This is a genomic window from Alkalispirochaeta americana (genome assembly GCF_900156105.1).
Lineage (GTDB): Bacteria > Spirochaetota > Spirochaetia > DSM-27196 > Alkalispirochaetaceae > Alkalispirochaeta > Alkalispirochaeta americana.
On the sequence record NZ_FTMS01000007.1, the window covers coordinates 101200 to 119074 of the forward strand.

The 17875-nt window shown below is 60.7% G+C and carries 14 protein-coding genes; 9 read left to right on the plus strand and 5 right to left on the minus strand.

Going from position 1 to position 17875, the window contains the following annotated elements; genetic code table 11:
- Positions 1–339 precede the first annotated feature (339 nt).
- Together BW950_RS06690 and BW950_RS06695 are read left to right on the plus strand one after the other, a co-directional pair.
- Positions 340–2541 carry an ATP cone domain-containing protein gene (locus tag BW950_RS06690; RefSeq protein ID WP_234969045.1) on the plus strand — a complete coding sequence of 734 codons (2202 nt, stop codon included), beginning with the start codon at positions 340–342 and terminating at the stop codon, positions 2539–2541.
- 205 nt (positions 2542–2746) lie between these two features.
- Positions 2747–3598 (plus strand): nickel/cobalt transporter, encoded by an 852-nt coding sequence (locus BW950_RS06695; protein WP_076488521.1) that lies wholly within the window; start codon positions 2747–2749, stop codon positions 3596–3598.
- Here the strand turns inward: BW950_RS06695 and BW950_RS06700 are convergent.
- Positions 3569–4726: an FAD:protein FMN transferase gene (locus BW950_RS06700; RefSeq protein WP_076488522.1), complete on the minus strand. Its 1158-nt coding sequence runs from the start codon at positions 4724–4726 to the stop codon at positions 3569–3571. The genes BW950_RS06695 and BW950_RS06700 overlap by 30 nt on opposite strands.
- A 175-nt stretch (positions 4727–4901) precedes the next feature.
- On the opposite strand from BW950_RS06700, the gene BW950_RS06705 reads away from it, so the two are divergent.
- Positions 4902–5699: an undecaprenyl-diphosphate phosphatase gene (locus BW950_RS06705; RefSeq protein WP_076488523.1), complete on the plus strand. Its 798-nt coding sequence runs from the start codon at positions 4902–4904 to the stop codon at positions 5697–5699.
- A 42-nt stretch (positions 5700–5741) separates the two neighbouring features.
- Here BW950_RS06705 and fabF read toward each other — a convergent pair whose 3' ends face one another.
- Entirely contained in the window at positions 5742–6998 is a 1257-nt protein-coding gene (fabF, locus tag BW950_RS06710) for a beta-ketoacyl-ACP synthase II (RefSeq protein WP_076488524.1), read from the minus strand.
- A 101-nt stretch (positions 6999–7099) separates the two neighbouring features.
- On the opposite strand from fabF, the gene BW950_RS06715 reads away from it, so the two are divergent.
- The 4 genes from BW950_RS06715 to BW950_RS06730 all read left to right on the plus strand — a co-directional run bounded on the left by BW950_RS06715 (position 7100) and on the right by BW950_RS06730 (position 12508).
- Complete coding sequence (locus BW950_RS06715; protein ID WP_076488525.1) at positions 7100–7927, plus strand: helix-turn-helix domain-containing protein; 828 nt, start codon at positions 7100–7102, stop codon at positions 7925–7927.
- A gap of 85 nt (positions 7928–8012) precedes the next feature.
- Positions 8013–9194, plus strand: a complete 1182-nt coding sequence (locus tag BW950_RS06720; protein WP_076488526.1) for an FIST signal transduction protein — start codon at positions 8013–8015, stop codon at positions 9192–9194.
- On the plus strand, positions 9191–10678 hold the full coding sequence (locus BW950_RS14915) for a sensor histidine kinase (protein ID WP_076488527.1): 1488 nt from the start codon (positions 9191–9193) through the stop codon (positions 10676–10678). The genes BW950_RS06720 and BW950_RS14915 overlap by 4 nt, the downstream gene beginning before the upstream one ends.
- Before the next feature lie 9 nt (positions 10679–10687).
- Entirely contained in the window at positions 10688–12508 is a 1821-nt protein-coding gene (locus BW950_RS06730; RefSeq protein WP_076488528.1) for a sensor histidine kinase, read from the plus strand.
- Positions 12509–12560: 52 nt separating this feature from the next.
- Here BW950_RS06730 and BW950_RS06735 read toward each other — a convergent pair whose 3' ends face one another.
- Together BW950_RS06735 and BW950_RS06740 are read right to left on the minus strand one after the other, a co-directional pair.
- Positions 12561–12923, minus strand: a complete 363-nt coding sequence (locus tag BW950_RS06735; RefSeq protein WP_076488529.1) for an RpnC/YadD family protein — start codon at positions 12921–12923, stop codon at positions 12561–12563.
- A 109-nt stretch (positions 12924–13032) separates the two neighbouring features.
- The gene (locus BW950_RS06740; protein WP_083943813.1) at positions 13033–13983 is read right to left on the minus strand and encodes an Rpn family recombination-promoting nuclease/putative transposase; all 951 of its coding nucleotides are present in this window, start codon (positions 13981–13983) and stop codon (positions 13033–13035) included.
- A 256-nt stretch (positions 13984–14239) separates the two neighbouring features.
- Here BW950_RS06740 and BW950_RS06745 point away from each other — a divergent pair, with 256 nt between their 5' ends.
- Positions 14240–15601, plus strand: a complete 1362-nt coding sequence (locus BW950_RS06745) for an ABC transporter substrate-binding protein (RefSeq protein WP_094336474.1) — start codon at positions 14240–14242, stop codon at positions 15599–15601.
- A 133-nt stretch (positions 15602–15734) separates the two neighbouring features.
- On the plus strand, positions 15735–16910 hold the full coding sequence (locus BW950_RS06750) for a hypothetical protein (RefSeq protein ID WP_076488531.1): 1176 nt from the start codon (positions 15735–15737) through the stop codon (positions 16908–16910).
- 69 nt (positions 16911–16979) lie between these two features.
- Here the strand turns inward: BW950_RS06750 and BW950_RS06755 are convergent, their stop codons facing one another.
- Complete coding sequence (locus BW950_RS06755; RefSeq protein ID WP_076488532.1) at positions 16980–17828, minus strand: helix-turn-helix domain-containing protein; 849 nt, start codon at positions 17826–17828, stop codon at positions 16980–16982.
- Positions 17829–17875 lie beyond the last annotated feature (47 nt).

A 17875-nucleotide genomic window follows, 5' to 3' on the forward strand; every position in this document is an offset into this window, starting at 1 on the left:
CCCCACGCCCGGCGCCCGGCGCACCGGAAGGCCGATCTCCGGGTCGCGAGGAAGAACGGGCAGAGCGTCTCGAATCCGCCCGCAGGATGAAAGCAGCCGGTTTGTCTCCTGAGGATATTGCCCGGTGCACTGGCCTGACGGAAGAAGAACTCCGGGGAGTGTGAATCGCCTCTTCCGTCCCCGAGTCGTAATTTTCAAAAAAGGGTGTTTTTTTCTCAGTATTTCTGTACATTGACACCATATATGGTGTATAACATGGCGACCCATGAGAGGAAGACAATGAAAGATAAACAACCAAACCCGGATGTTATAGCAAGTTCTCGGCAGGATCAACTTCCTGTGCGTGTCACAAAGCGGGACGGTCGGCAGGTCGATTTTGATGCTGACCGGATTCTCCGGGCCCTGGAGCGGTGTTTCGAGGGGGTTCACCGCCAGTCCCGCACCCCCCTGACGGAACTTACCAGTCAGGTGGTAAACGTGGTGGCTGCCAAGTTTTCCGAACCCTCGGTGGAGCAGATTCAGGACGTGGTGGAGATGGTACTCCAGGCTGCCGGAGAGTACGAAGCAGCCAAAGCCTATATCCTCTATCGTGCAGAGCACGAAAAACTGCGCCGCCAGCGCCCCGTTCCCCAGGAGGTACAGGACGCTGTGGCCGCCTCGGATGCCTACTTTCCCACAGCGATCCAGAAGTTTCAGTTCTACGACAAGTATTCCCGGTATAACTACGATCTTGGTCGCCGGGAAACCTGGATTGAGACGGTGGACCGGGCCGTGGAGTACCTGAAAACGCTCTCGCAGGAGCGCCTGGAGCAGAAGGACTACGACCGTCTGCGTCAGGGAATCCTGGAAATGAAAGTCATGCCCTCCATGAGACTGCTGGCCATGGCAGGAGCTCCAGCCGAGCGGAACAACATTGCCATTTACAACTGCTCCTACCTGCCTGTGGACGCCCTGGACTCCTTTGTAGAGGCGCTCATTATCAGCATGAACGGCTGCGGTGTGGGATACAGCGTGGAGAGGCGCTACATTGAGTGTCTGCCCCGGGTCTTGCGCCAAACCGGGGTACACCGGGGTGCGCTGGTTGTGCAGGACACCTCCGAGGGGTGGGCCGATGCGCTTCGCAGTGGTCTGGATGCCTGGTTTGCCGGTGAGGATATCACCTTTGATTTTTCCCGGGTGCGCCCAGCCGGAGCTCCTCTTCGGATAAAAGGAGGAAGCGCCTCGGGACCTGAGCCGTTGCGGGTGATGCTTAACTTTGCCCGTGAACGTATCCTTGCCCGTCAGGGCGGGTTCATCACCTCCGTGGACGCCCACGATATCATGTGTGCCGTGGGTGGCGCCGCCGTCTCCGGCGGGGTGCGTCGCACCGCCATGATCTCCCTCTTTGATTACGATGATCAGGAGATGCGCCACTGCAAGGATGGTGATTTCTGGCATCACAATTCCCAGCGATGGAACGCCAACAATTCTGCCGTATGGCCCAACCGGGAGCTCTCCCAGGAGGAAGTGGCCACCTTTGTGCTGGATATGGTTCGCTCCGGCCGGGGCGAGCCAGGGATCTTCAACCGCCGGGCTGCTCTGGAAAGCCGTCCGCCCCGTCGGAAGGAGGCCGAGTTTGGTACCAACCCCTGCGGCGAGATTGTCCTGCGGCCCTTCCAGTTCTGCAACCTCTCCAGCGCGATTGCCCGGGAAGAGGACACCTTCGAGACCCTGAAAGAAAAGGTCGAACTGGCCACAATCATAGGAACGATCCAGTCCATGGCCACCAACTTTCCGGGACTGCGTCCCCAGTGGCAGGAAAACTGCCAGGAGGAACGTCTTCTGGGGGTAGATCTGAATGGTCAGATGGATAGCCCCGCCTGTCAGGACCCGGATGTCCAAAGCCGTCTGCGCTACGTAGCGGTGGAGACAAACCGACGATACGCAAAAAAGCTTGGCATCAACCAGTCCGTGGCAGTAACCACGGTGAAGCCCTCGGGAAACTCGAGCCAGCTCATGAACAGCGCCTCGGGAATCCACGCCCGGTGGGCCTCCTACTACATCCGGAATGTCCGAGTTGGGGCCCACACCCCAATTTTCCACGCCCTGCGCGACGAGGGGGTCCCCATGGATCCTGAGAACGGTCAGACCGTGGATAACGCCACCACCTGGGTGGCGCATTTTCCGGTGAAAAGCCCCGATTCGGCGGTAACGCGTCACAGCAGCACCGCCCTGGAGCAGTGCGCATACTGGTTGCAAAACAAAGTTCACTACACCGAACACAATCCCTCCGTGACAATCACCTACCGGCCCGATGAGGTGATCGACATTATCAAGTGGATCTGGGAACATCAGGACAAGCTGGGGGGGATGGCCTTTCTTCCCGCCAGTGATGCACAATACGAGCAAATGCCCTACGTGGAGATCACCCAAGAGGAGTACGAGCGCCTTGAACGGACCTTTCCAGATATCGATTTTTCCCGGATCTACCGCTACGAAGACCGGGACTACACCACGGCGGCGCAGGAACTGGCCTGCCTGGCTGGCTCCTGCGAGATATAAGGCCCTCCAGGGGCTTGTAGCTGGTTTTCTCCTGGTGGGGGCGCTGGCCCCTTCCGGGGTACTGGCTCAGGCGAATCCTTTTGTAGGAACGGGTGGGGGGCGTGGCCCTGCCCCCGCCGAGGCCTCAAAAGAGGGGCCAGAAGCAAGGCCAGAAGCGAGGCCAGAAGAGGGGCCAGGAACGGAGCCGGAAAGGGCTTCTCCTGAAGTGTCCCGGCAGATCACCTTTACCGAGTATGGCCCTCCCCGAACCGCCCTGGGAGCGTGGTTGCGCACCACCCAGCGCGATCTCAGTCGCTCCCTGGCCCAAACCTTGCGGGCTGTACGTCGTGGCGAGACCTCGGGAGCTTTCTGGCTCATCCTCTCCCTGGCTTTTGCCTACGGCGTGATCCACTCGCTTTTGCCGGGACACCGGAAGGTCTTGCTGGTCTCCTACTTTATGGCTGAGACAGCGCGTCCTTTGACGGGTCTTATCGCCGGGTTCTCCCTGGCGGCAGTTCACGCCGGGGCGGCTGTGCTGGTTGTGTTGGGAGCCTACTTCCTGGTGGAGACCTCCTTGAGCGCCACCGTGGCCCAGGCAAGCATGGCGATCCACCTTACCACGTCGGTACTGGTGCTCCTGGTGGGTCTGGTGATGCTGGTCCTCAAGATCAGGGAGGCCCGCCATGGCCACGGAGAGGATCACGGCCACGAAGAAGACCACGGTTCGGGGTGTGGTTGCCAGGGAACTGCTCAGGGCGATCGCCCTGATTCCTCCCGGAAACTCCTGCCGGTGATCGTTCTCTCGGGGTTGGTCCCCTGTCCCGGCTCGTCGATGATCATGATCTTTGCGCTCTCCGTGGGAGTACTGGCTCTGGGGTTAATTGCCGTGGGAGCCTTTGCCGTGGGTATGGCCCTGTCTCTCTCGGGGGTGTGTATCGCCACCATCTTTGTTAAGGAGCGCATACATCTCCTCCTGGAGAGTCGGAGGGGCCACTCCCTTCACCACGGGATCGAGATCGGCAGCGCTGCCGCGATGGTTCTTTTCGGGCTATTCCTGGTAGCCCCCTTTGTGCTGTAGCGCTTTGGGGGAGCCCAGGGGGTGTTCGTTCCCGCAGGAGCAGGCTACAAAGAGGGAATATTCCGGGGCTGTCCGCTCAAAGCGGTCGGCCACACCGGGGGTCAGGATAATCCGGTTGTCCTCGGTGGCTATGATCGCCTCGTAGCCGGGCAGTTCCTCCATGAGATCCAGTCCTGTCTCAAGACCCATGACAAAGATGGCCGTCGAGAGGGCATCGGTGATGATTGCCCGGGGCCCCACCACGGTGACGCTGGTCAGGCCCGAATCGCTGGGGTAGCCTGTGGAGGGATCAAAAATGTGGTGGTATCGAAGGCCCTCTTCCTCGAAGAACCGTTCATAGGCCCCGGAGCTGACCACGCTCTCGTCACGGGAGGAGAGGACTCCCAGGTATTGGTCCCGCTGTCCTCCCGGGTGCTGGAGGCCGATGCGCCAGGGGGTTCCCCGGGGGTGTTCTCCCACCGTTACAATATCGCCACCGTAGTCCAGAAGGGCATGCTTTACCCCGGCTTCTCTCAAAAGGCGAGCTCCCTCGTCGGCGGCATACCCCTTGGCGATTCCTCCCACATCGAGCGCCATCCCGGAGCGAGGCAGAAAAACCGTTTCCGCCTTCGTGTCCAGCACGACGTCGCTGAAACCGATAGCTGGCTGAACCCGGAGAACCTCTTCCTTGGGTGGCACCGAGGCCGCTTCGGTTCCCATGCCCCAGAGCGCTATCAGCGGGGCAATGGTGATATCGAAGGCGCCTCCGGTGAGCTCTCCCACCTTGAGCCCCTCCCGGATCACCAGAAAGGTATCGGGCGAGACCGCCACAGGACGATGACCGGCGTGACGGTTCACCTCCATGATTTCCGTGGTATCGTACTCTGCCTGGTTGATACTCATCCGATTCTGAATCTCCCGGGTTCGTTCAAAGGCCTCGTCCAGGGCCTGACGAGGATTCGGGGCCTCGAAGATGGTGATCGTCACAGCCGTTCCCAGAAGAAATTCCGTCTGGGAGCGCCTGGCCGAGGCCGCAGGAGAGCAACTCCACAGGAGCGGAGTTGCCAAAAGAAGGATTGCCAGAAGAGGTGTGTTCCGAAGACAGGGTGCCTGGAATAGAGAAAAAGCTCGGAGGTCGGATACTCGCATTCCTCTGGTATACGCCAAAACAGGAGAATTGTCACCCGGAGTATTCTGGGCTACACTCGGTGCCCGGTGCCCGGTGCCCGGTGCCCGGTGCCCGGTGCCCGGTGCCCGGTGCCCTCCGGTATGTCCGGTCCGGGCGTTCCGATATGTGCTCATGATAAGGAGAACCTGACAACATATGAACTTCTGGCAATCGATACTGCTTGGAATTGTCCAAGGAATCAGCGAGTTTATCCCCATCAGCAGCTCGGGCCACCTGGTGGTGATGCGCGCTGTTTTGGGAATAGGGGAAATCCCCCTGGTCTATGACGTGGTTTTGCACATCGCCACCCTTATTGTGGTGCTGGTCTTTTTCCGGGAACGGATCATGCGCATGACAGCGGCCCTTCTGCGGTGGTGCGCCAGACGATCCCGTCAGGAGGATGCCCAGGAACTGAAGCTGACCTTCCTGGTGGTTCTTGCCACGATGGTTACTGTGGCGATCGCCCTGGTGATACGCCCCCTGGAGCTGCATAACGAACCCCGGATCACGGCGGGAGCCTTCCTGGTAACGGCGGCACTCCTGGCGGTAGCTCACCTGGCAAAGGGACGAACCGGTTTCGATGGAATCGGCCGGCGTCACGCCCTGGTGGTGGGGGCCGTTCAGGGGCTCGCGGTTATTCCCGGCATATCCCGCTCGGGGAGCACCATCACCGCAGCGTTGCATTCAGGGATTTCCCGCGAGCAGGCGGGGGAGTTCTCCTTTCTGCTCTCGATCCCCGCCATTCTGGGAGCGATGGTGCTGGAGATGCGCCATCTGGGAGAGCTGGGAGAAATGGTCAGTCCCATGGCGATGGCCGGGGGCTTTCTGGCCTCCCTGGTCTTCGGATTCCTCTCGCTCTCGCTTCTGGTCCGCCTGATCCAGGGAGGCAAACTCTGGGTTTTCAGCCTCTATCTGGTGCCGTTGGGCCTTTGGGGGCTCTTTGCCCTGACCTGACCTGACCTGACCTGACCTGACCTGATCTGGACCGGGCCCTGGCTAGATGTCCTCCGGTGCCGTGCCCAGAAGCAGGCTCGAGTTGTGTCCCCCAAAGCCGAAGGAGTTTGACAGAGCCCTGGAAAAGGAGGTCTTCACGGTCTCCCGGGGCAGGTTCAGGGTTGGCAGCTCCGGGTCGGGGTTCATCAGGTTCAGGTTGGCCGGAATTGTTTGCTCCCGCAAAGCCTGGGTGATGATCACCGCCTCAAGCCCGGCAGCGGCTCCCAGAAGGTGGCCGTGGTAGGACTTGGTGGACCCCACCAGAGGCGTGTGGGCCGCATCGCCCAGGGCAGCAGCGATTCCCTTCAACTCCGCGATATCTCCCACGGGGGTCGAGGTTCCGTGGGTGTTGATGTAGCCCAGCTCCCCGGGCGTAACCCCGGCCTGGTTCAAGGCCATCTTCATGGAGAGAGCCGCTCCTCTTCCTTCGGGGTCCGGGGCCACCACATCGTAGGCGTCGCCCGACATCCCGCAGGAGAGAACTTCTGCCAGAATGGGTGCGCCCCTGCGCCGGGCGTGGTCGTAGTTTTCCAGAATCAGGGTTGCTCCGCCCTCGCTCAGGACAAAGCCGTCCCGATCCGTGTCGTAGGGACGCGATGCTGTTTCGGGAGAATCGTTGCGGGTGGAGAGGGCCTGCATATTCCCGAAGCCGGCAATGGACATCTCGATCAGGGCTCCTTCGCTACCGCCGGCGATCATCACCTCGGCCATGCCGCTGCGGAGCACCATGAAGGCCATGGCAATAGCGTGGTTCGCCGAGGCACAGGCCGTCTGGAGAGAGAGGTTCGGTCCCGTAGCTCCCCAGAGCATGCTCAACGTCCCCGCTGCAATATTGCCAATGGACATGGGGACGTAGAAGGGGCTCACCCTGCGGTGGCCGCGTTCTTTCAGGGCCAGGGAGTTTTCGTGCTGGATTCCCAGACCACCCACACCGCTCCCGTAGGAGATGCCGATTGTGCTTTTGTCCTTGATAGTTTCCAGTCCTGCTTGCAGACCCGCCTCATGGGTGGCCGCTGCAGCGTAGTGGCAGAAGGGAGCCATCCGTTTTGCTTTCTTTGCCAGATCACCGGAGAAGTAGTCCCGGTAATCGAAATCCTTCACCTCCCCGGCAATCTGCGTAGGCAGGTGCGAGGCGTCAAAACGCGTGATGGGGCCGATCCCTGAACGGCCTGCCAGGAGGGCCTCCCAGGTTTTTTCAACAGAATTTCCCAGGGGATTCACTGTCCCCATACCGGTAATAACGACTCTTCTCTGGTTCATCAAATCCTCCCGTGAGGTTATCATGATGATTTGCTGGTGCTTTGTCCTTCGGGATAATCGCTTTTTGTTGTGCTATTGTCTGATTAGAGAGGATGCCGATCGTGAAATTGCTCTTTTTCATTCGCTCCATGGAAATCACCTCGCGAATTCTGGGATCGGGAACAGAGAACGATCCTGGCACCCATGAGCTGATTTTCTGCAAGCGGGGCAGGGGAACCCTGATCCATCGAAGTAATTCCGTAGAGATCCAGGAAGGGAGCCTCCTTTTTAACCCCCGGGGACGTCTTGTGGCCAGTGAGGGGCTGCTCACGGTGGTGCAGATTCTCTTTGCCGAGGAACTCTTTTCTCCCCAGGTGAACATGGACCGGGAAGCCCTCTACGTTCTGGGGATCGTGAAGATCCACGCCCGAAGGCAGAATCACATCGCCCTCTCGCGCATCGGCAGCGAGCGCATGAACTCCCTCATGGCGGGAATGCTCTGGGAATACCAGAACCGCTACCGGGGCTACTCCTGGGCGATCCGGTTAAAACTCATTGGACTGCTGATCACGCTCATGCGGGACACCCGGTTCGACGTCTCCATCAAGGGGCTCAAACCCTGGTCAAGCACCCGCATTCAGGATGCTGTGCTTTATCTCAACACGGACTACATGAACCCCATCAGCGTAGAGGATGTGCTGGAATCCTGCGGCCTCAGCCGAAGTCACTTTCATGCGCTTTTCAAGCGGGAGACGGGCCAGACCTTTGTGGAGTATCTCTCGGCACTGCGCTGCACCCGGGCAGCGGAACTCCTGGTGACCACGGAAAAAACGGTTCTCCAGATCGCTACGGAATCGGGGTTCAACAATCTGAGCCACTTCTATCACGTCTTCCGCCGGCGCTACGGCATGAGCCCGGGGCAGTATCGCCACCGCCAGCACCTGGCGTAAAATACTCCGAATGTTCCCGTGAAAAGAGCGGAGAAATCAACTATCATGTGAAGAGAAGGCATCGGAAGAATAAGGAGATACCTCTGTGATCATTGAAACAGACCGAAGCGGCGGGGTGAAGGAGCTGGAAGAGCTCCTGGAACGAGTTTCCTCCAGACCGGGCGTAGAGGGTCTCCTGGTTCTTGCCTGCGGCGAGAATGGCTTCACCCCGGAGGATCTGAACCCTCTGCTTTGGCGCCAGAACCTGCCCCTGGCGGGGGGAATCTTTCCGGCCATCCTCCGGGGGGCAGAGAAGCTGGAACGCGGTACCATCGTGGCTGGCCTGGGGGCACCCCTGCGAACCCTGGTTGTCCCCGGGTTGAGCGACCCCGATATTGATTTTACCCGCCACCTGGAGGAAGCCCTGGAGATTGAGGGGCCCTCGCCCCCGGGGCTCGATGCTCCCACGGTACTGGTTCTGCTGGACGGCCTGGCCCGACGCATAGAGCCCTTTGTGGAGGCTCTTTACGGACTTCTGGGGATAGGCCGGACCTACCTGGGAGGTGGCGCTGGCACCCTGGCGATGGATCGATCGCCCATGATCATCTGCAACCAGGGGCTTTTGGCCGATGCTGCCCTGGTGGGCTTTCTGGACGTACCATCATCCCTGGGGGTGAGCCACGGCTGGAACCCCGTGGCAGGGCCTTTCCGGGTAACTTCCTCCCGGGGTACTACCGTGGAAACCCTGGACTGGAAACCGGCCTTCCAGGTCTACCGTCAGGTTCTTGAGCGGCTGGGTGTCCACAGCATAGACCCGGAGGATTTCTTTGCCGCCTCCCGTTCCTATCCTTTCGGAATTGCCCGGGTGGGGGCCGAGCGGGTGGTGCGGGATCCCTACCAGCTTCACCCCGACGGATCTCTTACCTGCGTGGGCGCGGTACGGCAAGGCTCCTTTGTTCACATTCTCCATGGTGACCGGCACTCTCTTGTCTCGGCTGCCGCCGAAGCGCGTCGGATCAGTCAGCGTTTCCAGCCCGGCCCCGGTGGAACCCGTCTCTTCTTTGATTGTATCTCCCGGGTGCTCTTTCTCAAGGAGTGCTATGCCGAAGAACTCTCGGCGGTTCACGATCCCTTGCAACCCCTGGTTGGAGCGTGCAGCATCGGAGAAATAGCCAACAACGGTCACAGCTATCTGGAATTCTACAACATGACCTCCGTGGTGGCCGATCTGGCAGCCGATCTGGCAGAGGTTCAGCCGATCCCAGACAGGCAGGAGCACGAGCCGTGAAAGAACCCCACGAGCCCGTTTCAGGACAACAGCTGCCCCTGGAAGTCCTCTACGAACTGGCCCTTTCCATCGGCAATTCCCTGGATTTGAAGGAAAATCTGGAACAATCGCTGGCGGCCTATCTGCGAAAACTCAACTGCTGCGGTGGCGCAATCTTTTCGGAGCACTCCCTGCCCGATCCGGAGGTGGCCATTCCCCGGCCGCGGGTCATAGCCAGCCACGAGGGATATCGGGCTGCTCTGGCGCATCCAGGCTGGTTCGCTGATCGAGATCCTGCCATTCCCTGCCAGGGCCAGGCCCCGGGGGGCTTTCACTACCACTGGTTTCCCCTGCCCCGCTTTGGCTGGCTTCTGCTCCTGCGCTCGCCCGAAGCCCTGACGGAAGACCTCCAAAAGGCATTGCAGGAGATCAACGAAAAGCTTGCCCGCTCGGCCAGGGGGTGCCGTGAGAACGCAGCGAATCTCTGGGAATCACGGCAGCTCCTGCTCAACGTTTTGGACACCATTCCCGTGCGGGTCTTCTGGAAAGATCAGCACCTGCGCTACAGCGGTTGCAATACCGCCTTTGCCAAGGACGCCGGTTGTGCCACTCCGCGGGACCTGGTGGGGCGCCAGGACAGCTCCCTTGCCTGGTCAGGCCAGGCCGAGCAGTATCGTCGGGATGACGAGGCTGTTCTGACCTACGGCATTCCCCGCCTGCGCTACGAGGAGGAACAGCAACGGCCCGATGGAACCACGGGGTGGCTCCGGACCAGCAAGATTCCCCTGCGCGATGAAGAGGGAGAGATCATCGGCCTCCTGGGAGTCTACGAGGACATTACCCGGGAAAAACGAACCCGGGAACGATTGCAGAATCAGCTGCGCGAACGGGAAATCCTTCTGGCCGAGGTGCACCATCGGGTCTTTAACAGCCTCTCGGTGATAGCCAGTCTCCTGAGGCTTCAGGCCCAGGAAGAGGCTGACCCGGCTCAGGCCTTCGCCACCATGCAGCTGCGCATAGAGACCATGGCCATGGTCTATCAGCACCTCTATTGCATGGACGACCACGCCGCTCTGGATATGGACGTATACCTCCGCGAAGCGTCCGAGAAAATCAGAATCGCTCATCCCCAGGGGGGGAAGGTGCGATTCTGTCTGGAGGTGGCCCCCCTGGCCATGGGACTGGACCAGGCCGTGCCCTGCGCGCTCATCCTGAACGAGCTTCTTTCCAACGCCCTGATCCATGGCTACAGCCAGGGTAAACCCGGCCAGGTTCTGATCAGTCTTGCTGTGACAGGCCAGGATCTGGTGCTCCGTGTAGAGAACGATGGAGAACCCCTGCCCGAGACCTTCTCTTTGGAGGAGTCCTGCAAACTGGGGCTCACCCTGGTGCGGATTCTTGCGGATCAGCTTGAGGGAGAGCTTCTGCCCCTGGAAGAGAGTCCTCCCGTGGCTTTTTCCGTTCGCTTTCCTCTTCGCGATGTTGCGCGATATAACGATGGGTAGGCGTAACTCATGGATACCAGAGGTTCCTTGATTGCCCGATTTCGTCGGGCACCCTTCCAGAGGGTCTTTACCATGATCACCGCGGTGGCTCTGGTGCCGCCCCTGGCGATTATTATCGCCACGGGGGTTGAGTATGGCGCCACCCTGGAGCAGGCCGCCCGGGACCAGGCAAAACGCCATCTCACCACCCTGGCGTTGATCCAGAACACCGTCACTGCCGGGGTTCGCCAAACCCTCACCACCCTGGCAACGCTGCCGGCTTTTCAGGACAACCAGAAAGAGGAACAGCTGGAAATTCTCCGGGAGGTGCTCTGGCGCAATCCCGAGTACCTCCACATGAGTCGTGTCGATACCAAGGGCATCACCCGGGTCGCACCCAGCCTTGAAGACCCCCGGGACCTCTCGAGCCGGCTTCACGTGGGCCGGGCCCTGGCGGGTGAGGGCTTTGTGGCTGGTGAATATGTTCGTGCTTTGGTGGAGGGGAAAGCGGTCTTTCCCTACGCGGTGACCCTGCGGGACCGTCAGGGCCAGGTCTCGGGCGCTCTCACCCTGACCTACCGCCTTGATGCCTACCAGGATGTCCTGGATATGCTGGATCTCCCCCGGGAGATTCGGCTTTGTCTTGCCGATCACCGGGGCGTCACGCTCTTCTCAAGCAACCCCGAATGCCTGGAAGCGGGCTTTGCCCGATCCCTCCTCTTTTCTCCCGACAGTCCTCTCTGTATTCGGGATGAGTCCTTTCCGCAAGCCGATGGAATCACCACAGGCCTCCACCGGGACAAGGGAGGGAACCGGATCTTTGTGGCCTCCCGGGCGTTGCGTCTTTCGCCCCTGGATCCGCCCTTTCTGTATCTGCTCCTGGCTCTACCGGAAGAAGAAGTTCTTCGTCCGGCCCGGCGAATCCTCTTGAGAAACCTTGTGATCATGGCTACTGCCGGAGCGGTGAGTCTGGCGCTCGCTCTCTTCTTTTCCCGCCGTATGCTCCAGTCCAAGCTGGTCTATCTTATGGAGGCTGTCTCCCGGATCAGCAAAAGCGATCTCACGGCCCGGGTTTCCCTGGACAACGCCCCCCGGGAGCTTCTTCATCTGGCTCGTGCTGTCGATCACATGGCGGAATCTCTGGAAACGCGCAGTCGCGAGCGGGACAGAACCGAGCGGGACCTCGCGGCATCCCTGGAGGAGCGGGGAGAGCTTCTGCGAGAGGTCCACCATCGCGTGAAAAACAATATGCAGCTCATATTGAGTATTCTCCACCTGGAAGCGGACTACCGACAGGATATGGAACACTTTGTGGTGCAGCTGGAGAGCCGTCTCAGGGCGATTGCCTCGGTTCACGAGAGCCTCTACGGAGGGAGTTCCTTCGCCTCGATCCACCTGGCGGAACTCCTGGAGCACCTGGCCGTGGTGAGTCGGGGAATCTACAGCGATGTACCCGATATAACTGTGGATGTTCAGGTGCATCCGGAAAACATCAGGATTCATCTGGATCAGGCCGTGCCCCTGGCTCTGATTGTGAACGAGCTTCTGGCCAACTGTGCCCTCCACGGGGCCTGTCCTGACGGTTCTGTGCGGATCCTGATTTGTGTGCGGACGGCCTCTGCCGAGGACCCTTCGGACGCCCTTCCGGCCGAGGGGTTCTGCCTGGAGGTCCACGACCAGGGGCCGGGTTTCGGCGCTGACTTCGGGGGTGCGCAGGCTCTCTCCATGGGGATGATCCTTCTCCATGCCCTGGCCACGCAACTGGGTGCCACTCTGACGTTCTCCTCCAGCCCGTCTCATGGAGGAGGCCGGGTGGTGCTCCAGGTTCCTGCACAGAAGGAGCGGTCTTGAAGATCCCCGACTTGTGAGTGCACGGGCGGGATTATCGGGTTGGATGGCCTCGTCAGAGCTCCTGGATTTCTTCGGGGGTCAGGTTTGTGATTTCGGCAATCTCTTCCAGGGGCATCTTTCGGTCCTTGAGTCTGCGCGCGGATTCGAGGCGCTTTGCCCGTTCTTCCTCGCGTCCTTCCTCGCGTCCCTGCTCTATACCCTGCTCTATACCCTGCTGAAGCCCTTCCTCTTTGCCTTCGGCTTTCCCCTTCTGCTCTGCATCGTGGAGGAGTTGCAGGTGGGTGCGGCGAAACTTGTCCCGTGCCTCCAGGCGGTCCTGGAGTTCTTCATCGGCGGTGAAAGCCTGGTAGCGCTTCTCGGCCTCCCTGATCTCCGAGGTGTCCTCGAGAATCGCCTTCATGATCGGATCTTCCATGGCGTCCTCCTTGCTCCGGTACCTTATATAATACATCCACCGCGCGAAGGCGCCCCGGAGATCGGCCTTCCGGTGCGCCGGGCGCCGGGCGCCGGGCGTGGGGAAATGATCAGAGTTGCTGAATTTCTTCCAGAGTCAGGTTTGTGATTTCGGCAATCTCTTCCAGGGACATCTTTCGGTCCTTGAGTCTGCGTGCGGATTCGAGGCGCTTTGCCCGTTCCTCTTCGCGCCCCTCTTCTCGTCCCCGCTCTATACCCTGCTGAAGCCCCTTCTGCTCTGCATCGTGGAGGAGTTGCAGGTGGGTGCGGCGAAACTTGTCCCGTGCCTCCAGGCGGTCCTGGAGCTCTTCATCGGCGGTGAAGGCCTGGTAGCGCTTCTCGGCCTCCCTGATCTCCGAGGTGTCCTCAAGAATCGCCTTCATGATCGGATCTTCCATGGCGTCCTCCTTGCTCCGGTACTTTATATAATACATCCACCGCGCGAAGGCCGTCGAGGGCATACGGCCCGGAGGGTCAAAGCGGGGCAGCTCGATGAAATGGATCATGAGATCCCCCAGGGGGTCCAGGTGGGGAGCCTCCCTGCAATAGGGCCGGAAGCTGGTGTGCATGGGAGCCCCTGCGCTCTGGGGAAAGAGGAGGAAGTCCAGCAGATTGACCCCCACCACGGGCTGGAGGCGGCTGTAGAACTCCGACTCCTGGAGCTGCTTGCCGTAGGCTCTGGCCCAGTAGTAGAGAGCCCGCGAGGGGAAAGCGGCGTGGTAGGTGGCCTGGGCCTCGACGGTGAAGGTGGTCCCCCGGATATCGGTGGCCCTGACATCCACCACCGAGAGCTTGTCCTCTTCCGATTCCTTGAGGTTGAAGGGGTTGGTGACCTGCACCGAGGCGAGGGCGGGGCAGCCTGCGTCTTCCTGGATCGCCGAGAGGAGGCTGCGCAGGCATTCTGTGCTCTGGTCTGCCCCGAAGACGTATTTGAAGACGAAATCTGACGTGAGGGGCACGGCGGGCCGGATGCGCCCGGGTGTTGCGCCGGTGGTCCGGTTGGGCTCTTCTATTGCACTCATACCCTCCAGGACAGGCTGGAGGGGCCTGGCGCTTGGGTGCGCGTCTCCCGGAGCGGAATGACCACGGTGGAATGACCAGGGTGGAAGGAGCAGAATAAACCGAAGAGATTGAAGGCCAGCAGAGGCCAGGCAAACAAAAAACAGGAAAACAGTGTATCCTTTGAGGATATGTGCAGGGCTCCTGCCCAAAGAAGCCCTGCCAAAAAAGCGGCGTCTGCCCGGCAAAGCCCCGGCAAGGCACCGGCAAGGAGAGGCCATGAAGAGCCACCGGAAAAAACGAACCTGCCAGGCCCGGCCCGCCCGGAGAACCATCGTGACTCCGGTGATCCTTCGGGTGGTCGCACCTGCACTTCTTCTGGTGGTTCTTCTGGTGATTCTTCTGGCGGCGGCAGGGGGCCTTCTCCTCCAGGCGCACCCCGGCCTCGCCCGGGAAAGCCGGAACCCCACCCTGACCGTGGCCTGGTGGGGAACCCCCGCCCGCCACGAACGAACCCGGGCAGTGCTGGCCCTCTATCAGGAAGACAACCCCGGAACGGACATCCTGGCCCACAGCGCTGAATGGGGAGACTACTGGCACATGCTCGACACCCTTCTGGCCGCACCCCGCCCGCCCCAGGTGATTCAGCAGGACTACGCCTACCTGCACCACTACGTTCAGGAAGGAGCCCTGCTGCCCCTGGACGAGTTTCTCCGGGACGGCACCATAACGCTCCCCGGCGTGCCCGACCCACTCCTTGAAGGAGGCCGCCTGGCGGGCCACCTCTACGGCATCCCCCTGGGAATCAACGCCCCGGCCCTGGCCTACGATCCCGAAGCCCTGGCCCGGGCAGGCGTTCCCCGGCCCACCACAGACTGGACCTGGGACGATTTTGCCCGCATCGCCCGCCAGGTTCACCAGGAAACGGGTCTGCTCACCCGCCCCATCTTTTCGGGAAACCCCCGGGTTGGCTTTGACACCTGGCTCCGCCAGCGGGACCGCTCCTTCTTCTCCTCCTCCGGCCGGGGGCTGGGCTTCTCCGACCCGGCCCTGCTGGAGGATTTCTGGACCCTCCAGAGGGATCTTGCCCGGGAGGGCCTCCTGGCCTGGGGGGGAGATTCTCTGGTCGAGGGCAGAAGCTGGGTGGAGTTCATCTGGAGCAACGCCTTCCCCGCGTTGCAGGAGGAGGCCCGGCGTCCCCTGGAGCTGGCCCTGATGCCCCGTATAACCCATTCCCGCCGGCCCGGGTTGTATCTCAAGCCGGCCATGTTCTTTTCCCTTGCCCGGGCAGGAGAAAACCCCCGTTCCGGGGCCAGGTTCCTCTCGTTTTTCCTTACCCACCCCGGGGCAGCGCGCCTTCTGGACATGGAACGGGGGGTGCCCCTGGTCCCGGCGGTGCACCGGGATCTGCGGCCCCGCGTGACCCCCGCCCAGAGACAGGTCCTGGATTACATCGCCCTGGTTGCCGACGGCCACTCCTCGCCCCTGGATGCGCCCGATCCACCGGGGGGAGCCCGGGTGCAGCAGCTCTTTCGTGAGACCACCAGCCAGGTCCTGGAGGGGCTGGTCTCGCCCTCCCGGGCGGCCCGGGAGTTCCTGGCCCGGGCGGAGAGAGAACTTTTTCATCAATTTCTTGATTAACTGTACTGGTCATGATAGACTGTCAAAGATTTTCTGATGGAGGGCTAACAAAGCCTTAACAATCAGAGGTCATAGATTGGGGACGAAAAGGGCCGTTGGCTCTTGTCACAGTTTGCAAAGAGAGAGGAATTGCATGAAGAAGATTATTGTTCTTGCAGCAGCGCTGGCAATGGTTGGCGGTGTGGTTATGGCTGATCTGACGATCGGCGGACGCGTGGATACGCGGATCATGAACGGCGAAGACGGAAGTTTCAGCCAGGTCGATACCCGGCTTGAGATGAACTGGCAGATCGACGAGTACACCTGGGCCGACGTGCGCATGCGCTGGGACGTGGGTGACAGTGTTGTTGAAGACCGTTTTGATGATGACGGTAACGCCATTGACGACTGGGCGCCTGTCACGGGTGACTGGGGTGGCCCCGGTAACTTCCGCCTGGATCGCGCCCACGCCACGGTTGACCTGGGCGGCTTCTTCGGAACCAAAGAGGACATGGACCTGGGGATCCTCCTCAACGCCGGATACAACCTGGCTGAGGCAAAAAACAACATCGAGATCGACACCTACGGCTGGGGCGGCTTCGAGATGTCCGACTGGACCAAGGTGGGAATGCAGTTGCACCTGGACCTGATGGGCATGGCCAACGTCTGGACCGCCGTTGGTATCACCGCTGAGGCCCTTGAGGGTGAGCGGAAGACGGGTGTCGGAGCTACAGAAGAAACCACCGATAAGGACATGGCTATGTTCATCGGTCTCGACGGCTCCCAGGACCTGGGTTTTGCTACCCTGGGCTACGAGGCTGTCCTGCACCTCCTCGAGGACGCCGACGATGATTTCGAGCTCGGTCTTGGTTTCTCCCTGACCAGCATCGAAGTTGCTCCCGACATCTCCCTCAGCACGGCCGTTGCCTTGACCCTCTTCGAGGTTGATGATGATGATGCCCTTGATTCCATCCACAAGTTCACCCTCGGTGTGCACTACGCCGACATGGTGGATGCCTACATGGTTCTCATGGGTGACGACGATGAGGCTCTGCACACGATTGGCCTTTCCTCGGCTGTGAAGCTCAATGACATGGTGAGCGCCGTTGTGGGTGTCGGTCTCGGTCTCGTTGACGATGATGGATACTACGAAGAGTCTGTTTTTGACTCCCTCGACGTCTCGGTGAACCTGAACCTGGCAGCCATGACCCTGCGCGTTGGATACCTCTACATGGAAGAGGACAACTCGAGGACTGCAATGACCGACGAGTTTGCTCCCACTCTTGGTGTGGGTAGCGGTCTCTACGTCCGGGCACGGGTAAACCTCTAAGGTTCGCTTTGAGTCCACCTATGACCCCGCCTTCGGGCGGGGTTTTTTTGTGCTCCCGCCAAAAGCCGGTCAGCCCCCGGGCTCTTCCCGGCGCTCTCCCCGGGGGGGCGTGCCCAGACCCTGGCGGAAGACCCGGCGGTACCGGCTCGGGGCCAGCCCGGTGATCCCCTTAAAGACCTTGCTGAAGTGAAACTCGCTGGAGAACCCCAGGTGCCGGGAGATCTCCTTCACCGATCTCCGCGATGACACCAGCATGCTCGTGGCGGCCTCGATCTTGAGCCTCCGCAGGTACCGCATGGGGGTGATCCCCAGACTCTCCTGACAAAGCCGCACCAGATGCTCCCGGCTGATTCCCACGGAGCGGGCGATATCCTCAAGGGTCACAGCCCGGCTCACGCAACGTTGCATCACCTCCAGGGCCTTTTCCACGTGAATCGTCTGGCTCGAAAGGGGCCGCTCCTCGCCCCTGGGCGAGGCCAGAAGGTAGCAGAAGGAGATAAACTGGTGTTCCGCTGCCCGGCGGAGGGTCTCCTGCGAGGAAAGCCCCCGTTCGCGCAGCTCCTCAAAGAAAAAGCGGAAGTTTGTCCCGATCTGCCGCGCCACCCATCGGGGGCCTTCTCCCTCCAGCAACTCCTGCAAGAGCTCCCCGGGCTGGTCCAGCTCCAGAAGCACGGCGTAATAGCTCAGGGGCTCCTCCAGATTGGTGGCCTCAATGGAGTGAACCTGGCCGGGCCGGCAGAAAAAAAGACTCCCCTGGCTGATCTGCCAGACCTCGTCCTCCAGGCGGAACCGGCCCTGGCCCTGAAGAAAATAGTGCATCTCGTATTGGCCCGGGCCGTGGGAATGACGACGACCGTGCCAGCGCAACTCCTCCGGCTCCTGCATCTGATAGACAAAGACAATATCCTGCAAGGTCATAGCAGGATCGGTATATCAATAATTGACATGTAATTGCAACGCCCGCC

Coding starts and splice junctions, on each gene's coding strand:
- BW950_RS06740 (WP_083943813.1), bottom strand. CDS start 13,983: ATGAGTGCAATAGAAGAGCCCAACCGGACCACCGGCGCAACACCCGGG.
- fabF (WP_076488524.1), bottom strand. CDS start 6,998: ATGAACCAGAGAAGAGTCGTTATTACCGGTATGGGGACAGTGAATCCC.
- BW950_RS06745 (WP_094336474.1), top strand. CDS start 14,240: ATGAAGAGCCACCGGAAAAAACGAACCTGCCAGGCCCGGCCCGCCCGG.
- BW950_RS06700 (WP_076488522.1), bottom strand. CDS start 4,726: ATGCGAGTATCCGACCTCCGAGCTTTTTCTCTATTCCAGGCACCCTGT.
- BW950_RS06735 (WP_076488529.1), bottom strand. CDS start 12,923: ATGGAAGATCCGATCATGAAGGCGATTCTCGAGGACACCTCGGAGATC.
- BW950_RS06750 (WP_076488531.1), top strand. CDS start 15,735: ATGAAGAAGATTATTGTTCTTGCAGCAGCGCTGGCAATGGTTGGCGGT.
- BW950_RS06730 (WP_076488528.1), top strand. CDS start 10,688: ATGGATACCAGAGGTTCCTTGATTGCCCGATTTCGTCGGGCACCCTTC.
- BW950_RS06755 (WP_076488532.1), bottom strand. CDS start 17,828: ATGACCTTGCAGGATATTGTCTTTGTCTATCAGATGCAGGAGCCGGAG.
- BW950_RS06705 (WP_076488523.1), top strand. CDS start 4,902: ATGAACTTCTGGCAATCGATACTGCTTGGAATTGTCCAAGGAATCAGC.